The sequence below is a fragment of the Thermoanaerobaculia bacterium genome (genome assembly GCA_035717485.1).
Lineage (GTDB): Bacteria > Acidobacteriota > Thermoanaerobaculia > UBA5066 > DATFVB01 > DATFVB01.
Genome location: DASTIQ010000007.1, coordinates 1 through 5,276, shown reverse-complemented (window position 1 = coordinate 5,276; position 5,276 = coordinate 1). Strand labels below are relative to the sequence as shown.

Genomic DNA, 5,276 nt, shown 5'->3' with positions numbered 1-5,276 from the left:
TTTCTGACCAAAGGCGTCGGGCGCCACCGCGAAAAGCTGACCTCGTTCGAGATGGCGCTTCGCGACGCCTCGATCGCCGACCAGAACCTCGTGCGGGTGTCCTCGATCTTTCCCCCGCACTGCCGCATCATCTCGCGCAAGGAAGGGGCGAAGAAACTGCAGTCCGGCGCCGTCACGTTCGTCGTGATGAGCGAGAACGCCACGAACGAGCCGCATCGGCTGATCGCGGCCTCGGTCGGCGTCGCGATCCCGAAGAACTCCGCCACCTACGGATATCTCTCGGAGCACCACTCCTTCGGCCAGACCGAGAAGGTCGCCGGCGACTACGCCGAGGACCTCGCCGCCGGGATGCTCGCGACGACGCTCGGCGTCGAGCTCGACTACGACAAGTCGTACGACGAGCGGAAGGAGCAGTGGCGGATCTCCGGGCAGATCGTCCGCACGATGAACATCTCGCAGACGGCGGTGGGCGACAAGAAGGGACTCTGGACGACCGTCATCGCGGCCTGCATCCTGCTCCCCCCCGACGCGTAGGCGCCGGCGGGCGATGCCGTTCCTCCCCCAGAACTTCCTCGGCATCCCGGAGGACGAAAATCCCCGGGAGGCCTCCCGCGTCCTCGTCCTCCCCGTCCCCTACGAGCGGACGGTTTCCTACGGGGTCGGCACGCGGAACGGCCCGGCGTCGATTCTCGAGGCGTCGCATTTCGTCGAGCTCTACGACGACGAGCTCGACCGGGAGCCGTACCGCGCCGGGGTGCACACGCTTCCGCCGTGGCACCCGGAAGACCCGGAACCGGACGCGATGGTCGAAGAGCTGGAGTCGCTCGCCGCGGGGCTGATCGCCGGCGGCCAGTTCCTCTTCACGCTCGGCGGGGAACACTCGATCTCCCCCCCGATCATCCGCGCCCACGCGCGACGGCACCCGAATCTCTCGATCCTCCATTTCGACGCGCACGGAGACCTGCGGGACGAATACGAGGGGAGCCGCAACTCGCACGCCTGCGCCGCGCGGCGGTTCGTCGACGCCGGCCCGACCGTCCACGTCGGCATCCGCTCGATCTCGCGCGAGGAGGTCGAGTTCGCGCGCGAACGCGACCTCCTGGTCGTGTCCAACCGGGAGATGCACGCCGGATGGGGCTGGATGGACCGCGCCCTGCGCCGACTGACCGCGCCCGTCTACGTCACCTTCGACATCGACTTCCTCGACGGCTCGCTCGTTCCCGGCACCGGAACGCCGGAGCCCGGAGGGGGAACCTACGCGCAGGCGCTCGAGATCCTCCGGCGGGTCGCCGCCGAACGACCGATCGTCGGCGCGGACCTCGTCGAGCACGCTCCGCTTCCCGGCAACCGCGCGCCCGACTTCCTCGCGGCGAAGCTCGCGTACAAGATGATCGCGTACGCGCTCCATCCGGACGCCGCCGCGCGCCCCGTGCTCTCCCCCGGCCGCCCCCCGCGATGACGGCGGTCTCCGACCGCTTCTGATAGCATCTGCCGGTTTGTCGAAGGAGGGCCTCGTGGCCTCTTTTCCCGGCGTGGACTATCTCGATTTCGACGCGCTCCTGACCGAGGAGCAGCGCCTCGTCCGCCAGACCGTCCGCGATTTCGTGGACGACCGGGTGATGCCGATCATCGAGGATTGCGCGTACGAGGGGCGGTTTCCGAAGGAGCTCATCCCCGGGCTCGCCGAGCTCCAGCTCTTCGGGTCGAGCATCCATGAATACGGCCTCCCCGGACTCGACGCGGTCGCCTACGGCCTCACGATGCAGGAGCTCGAGCGCGGCGACTCCGGGCTCCGGTCGTTCGTGTCCGTCCAGTCGGCGCTCGTCATGTACCCGATCTACACCTACGGCTCGAAGGAGCAGAAGGACCGCTGGATTCCCAAGCTCGCGGCCGGCCAGGCGATCGGCTGCTTCGGATTGACCGAGCCCGACTTCGGGTCCAACCCCGGCGGCATGCGGACGGCGGCGCGGACGGACGGCGACGCGTTCGTCCTCAATGGCGCCAAAGCGTGGATCACGAACGGTTCGATCGCGGACGTCGCGGTCGTGTGGGCGCGCCTCGACGGCGGAAAGATCCGCGGGTTCCTCGTGGAGCGCGGCACGAAGGGATTCTCGACGTCGGAGCACCGCGGCAAGATGTCGCTCCGGGCCTCCGTGACGTCCCAGCTGGCGTTCGAGGACTGCCGCATCCCGAAGGAGAACGTCCTTCCCGGCGTCGAGGGGCTGAAGGGGCCGCTCTCCTGCCTGACCCAGGCCCGCTACGGGATCGCGTGGGGCGGCATCGGATCCGCCATGGCGACCTACCAGGCCGCGCTCGACTACGCGAAGTCGCGCAAGCAGTTCCGGGAACGACCCATCGCGGCGCACCAGCTCGTCCAGGAGCGGCTGGCGTGGATGATCACCGAGATCACGAAGGGGCAGCTCCTCGCCTGGAAGCTCGCGAAGATGAAGGACGACGGCACGATGAAGCCGGAGCACGTCTCGATGGCCAAGCGAAACAACATCTGGGTGGCGCGGGAATGCGCGAAGCTCGCCCGGGAGACGCTCGGCGCCAACGGGGTCGTCAACGAGTACCCGGTGTTCCGGCACCTCGCCAACATCGAGTCCGTCTACACGTACGAAGGAACGCACGACATCCACACCCTCGTGATCGGGGAGGCGGTCACCGGCATTCCCGCCTACAACCCTCCCATGGAGTGAGACTTCCGGTAGAATTCTCCCCTAGACCGGCGGATTCCGGGCCGTCCCGCGAGGTGGCGAGCCCCGGGGAAGGCGGGTTCCGATTGAGTCAGCGCGTTCCCGCGGGAACATCTCGCGCCGCGGTTCGCCCGCGGCGGCCCGGCGCGCGCGGCGGAAGGGCCTGAGCGGATGGGCATCACCGGGAATCTCCGCACGATGGCCCTGTCGGAGCTGCTGCAGTGGCTCTCGCTCGGGGGAAAGAACGGCACCCTCCTCGTCGAGGGGCACGGGATCGAGAAACGGATCTTCTTCCAGAGCGGCCGCATCGCTTCCTCGTCCTCGTCGGACCAGCGCGAATACCTCGGCCACTTCCTCGTCGCGCACGGCTACATCACCGAGGACGAGCTCAAGATGGCCATGGAGGTTCAGGAGGAATCGTCGATCCTCCTCGGGAAGATCCTGGTGATGATCAACGCGATCTCCGAGGACGACCTCCTTCGCCTCATGCGCAAGAAGGCGGAGGAATCGATCTACGACGTGTTCCTCTGGGAAGAGGGCGACTTCGAATTCCTCGACAACGAGCTCCCCGATCAGAAGATGGTGCCGCTGTCGCTCGACGTGACGGGGATCATCCTGGAGGGGCTGCGCCGGTACGACGAGTGGAAACGGATCCGCGAAACGCTGCCCGACATGAGGGTCGTGCCGCGGATCGTCCGGCCGCTCGCCTTCGACCGCCTCTCGGACCAGCAGAAGCTCGTCGTCCCGTATCTCAACGGCCAGCGTTCGATCGAGGAGATCGCGGTGCAGACCCACAACTCCGAGTTCGTGGTCGCGAAGATGGTGTACGGCGGCGTCCGGGACGGGACGATGGCGGTGCACCAGCGGTCGATCGGCGTCGACGTCCCCGTCGCGCCCCGGGATCGCTCCGGGGAAGTCGATCAGCTGCTCAAGCGGGGGCGCGAGACGTTCGAGGGCGACCCCGAAGGCGCCTGGAAGCTCTTCCAGACCGCGTGCGAAGTGGACCCGGCCGACGCCCGGCCGCGGGAGGCGATGCGCATCGCGGAGGAGCGCCTTCGCGCCCGGCTCGCGGCCGACGGCGTCGAGCTCCATCGGATTCCGGTCCTCAAGGTGCCGCTCGACCGTCTGACGAGCTTCAACTTCACCCCGAACGAAGGATTCGTCCTGTCCCGGATCAACGGCAACTGGGACGTGAAGTCGATCGTCAAGATTTCGCCGATCCGCGAGGTCGAGGTGCTGCTCGTCTTCCGGCGTCTCCTGCGGGACGGCGTGATCGAGTGGAAGAGGGCCGAGCCGGCGGCCGCGATACCGCCGGATTACCGCTGATCGAGAAGCGCAGCCGCCATCCGGCGGCTTCTCCCGCGTAATCGACGCCGATCCTCGGGGATGCGACGACGGCGCGCCGTGAAACCGGGTCGGGCCGGATTTCCCACCCCGAGCCCGCGGCGAAGTCGCGCCCCGAATCCCCCCGCACGATCCCGAGAGCGCGGCAGAACCTCGCCGGGCCCGAGAGCGTGGACGCGGGAACCCCGGGATGCTCCGCGCCGCGGATCAGCACCGCGTGGGGAACGCCCTCCTCCCGCGTCACGACGTTGGCGCAGTAATGCATGCCGTACACGGCGAAGACGTAGAGCAGCCCCCCCGGCCCGTACATCGGCTCGACGCGAGCCGTCCGCCGGCCGCCGAAGGAGTGCGCGGCCGCGTCCGTCGTTCCCAGGTACGCTTCGACTTCGACGATCCGCGCGCCGTAGGTCCTCCCCCGCCACGGGCGGACGAACCAGGCGCCGAGCAGGCGGCGCGCGACGGATTCCGTCGGAGCGAGGAAGAACCCCCGCGGCGCGGGAGGCAGCGACGCCACGGACGGCGGGAGCCGCAGGTTCGCGAGAGGGCGGAGAGGGTGCGCGGCGAAGCCGGGCAATTCAGCCCTGCGCGGGGATCGCGACCTCGGCGCTCAGCCGCTTCTCCGACGCGGGCACCGTGCCGCGCCGGATGACCAGGAGAGTACGGTCGTCCTGCGGGACCGCCCCGCGGGTGAAGGCGGCCACCCCCTGCAGGATCGCGTTCACGATCTCGTCGGCGGTCCGGTCGCGGTTCTGGGCGATGACCCGTTTCAGCCGGTCGATGCCGAACTCCTGGTCGCGGGCGTCGGTCGCCTCGACGATGCCGTCCGTGTAGAGAACGAGCACGTCGCCGACGTCCAGCGTCACGAAACCGCGGCTGTACGCCGCGTCGCGCGACGGGCCGAGGACCATCCCCGTCTGGCGCAGGAGGATCGATTCGCGTTCCCTCGCGACGATGGGCGGGTTGTGGCCGGCGTTGACGTAGATGAAATTCCCGGACGCCTCGAGCTCGCCGTAGAAGAGCGACACGAACTTGCTGGTCAGCCGGGACTCGTGGATGATCCGGTTCAGCCGCTCCACCGTCCGGACGATCTTGAAATCGCGTGCGACCCCCATGCGGAGCCCGGTGTACACGTCGCGCACCTGGAGGGCCGCGGGCAGTCCGTGTCCCGAGGCGTCGGCGATCGCGATCCCGACGATCTGATCCGACATCGGAATGAGGTCGTAGAAGTCGCCCCCC

General features: G+C 68.5%; 5 protein-coding genes and 1 pseudogene. 4 read left to right on the top strand and 2 right to left on the bottom strand.

Going from position 1 to position 5,276, the window contains the following annotated elements; genetic code table 11:
* The 4 genes from VFS34_00425 to VFS34_00410 all read left to right on the top strand — a co-directional run.
* Nucleotides 1-534, top strand: a 534-nt coding sequence (locus VFS34_00425; GenBank protein HET9792896.1) for an arginine decarboxylase, pyruvoyl-dependent, incomplete at its 5' end; no start/stop codon positions are given.
* A gap of 13 nt (nucleotides 535-547) precedes the next feature.
* A complete protein-coding gene (speB, locus tag VFS34_00420) occupies nucleotides 548-1,459 on the top strand; it encodes an agmatinase (protein HET9792895.1) in 912 nt (303 codons plus the stop codon).
* Nucleotides 1,460-1,514: 55 nt separating this feature from the next.
* Entirely contained in the window at nucleotides 1,515-2,699 is a 1,185-nt protein-coding gene (locus VFS34_00415) for an acyl-CoA dehydrogenase family protein (GenBank protein ID HET9792894.1), read from the top strand.
* A 168-nt stretch (nucleotides 2,700-2,867) separates the two neighbouring features.
* On the top strand, nucleotides 2,868-4,022 hold the full coding sequence (locus VFS34_00410) for a DUF4388 domain-containing protein (GenBank protein HET9792893.1): 1,155 nt from the start codon (nucleotides 2,868-2,870) through the stop codon (nucleotides 4,020-4,022).
* A gap of 37 nt (nucleotides 4,023-4,059) precedes the next feature.
* Here the strand turns inward: VFS34_00410 and VFS34_00405 are convergent.
* Nucleotides 4,060-4,554, bottom strand: a pseudogene (locus tag VFS34_00405) (DNA-3-methyladenine glycosylase).
* Nucleotides 4,555-4,615: 61 nt separating this feature from the next.
* A partial coding sequence (locus tag VFS34_00400) for a PP2C family protein-serine/threonine phosphatase (protein HET9792892.1) occupies nucleotides 4,616-5,276 on the bottom strand: 661 nt, incomplete at its 5' end.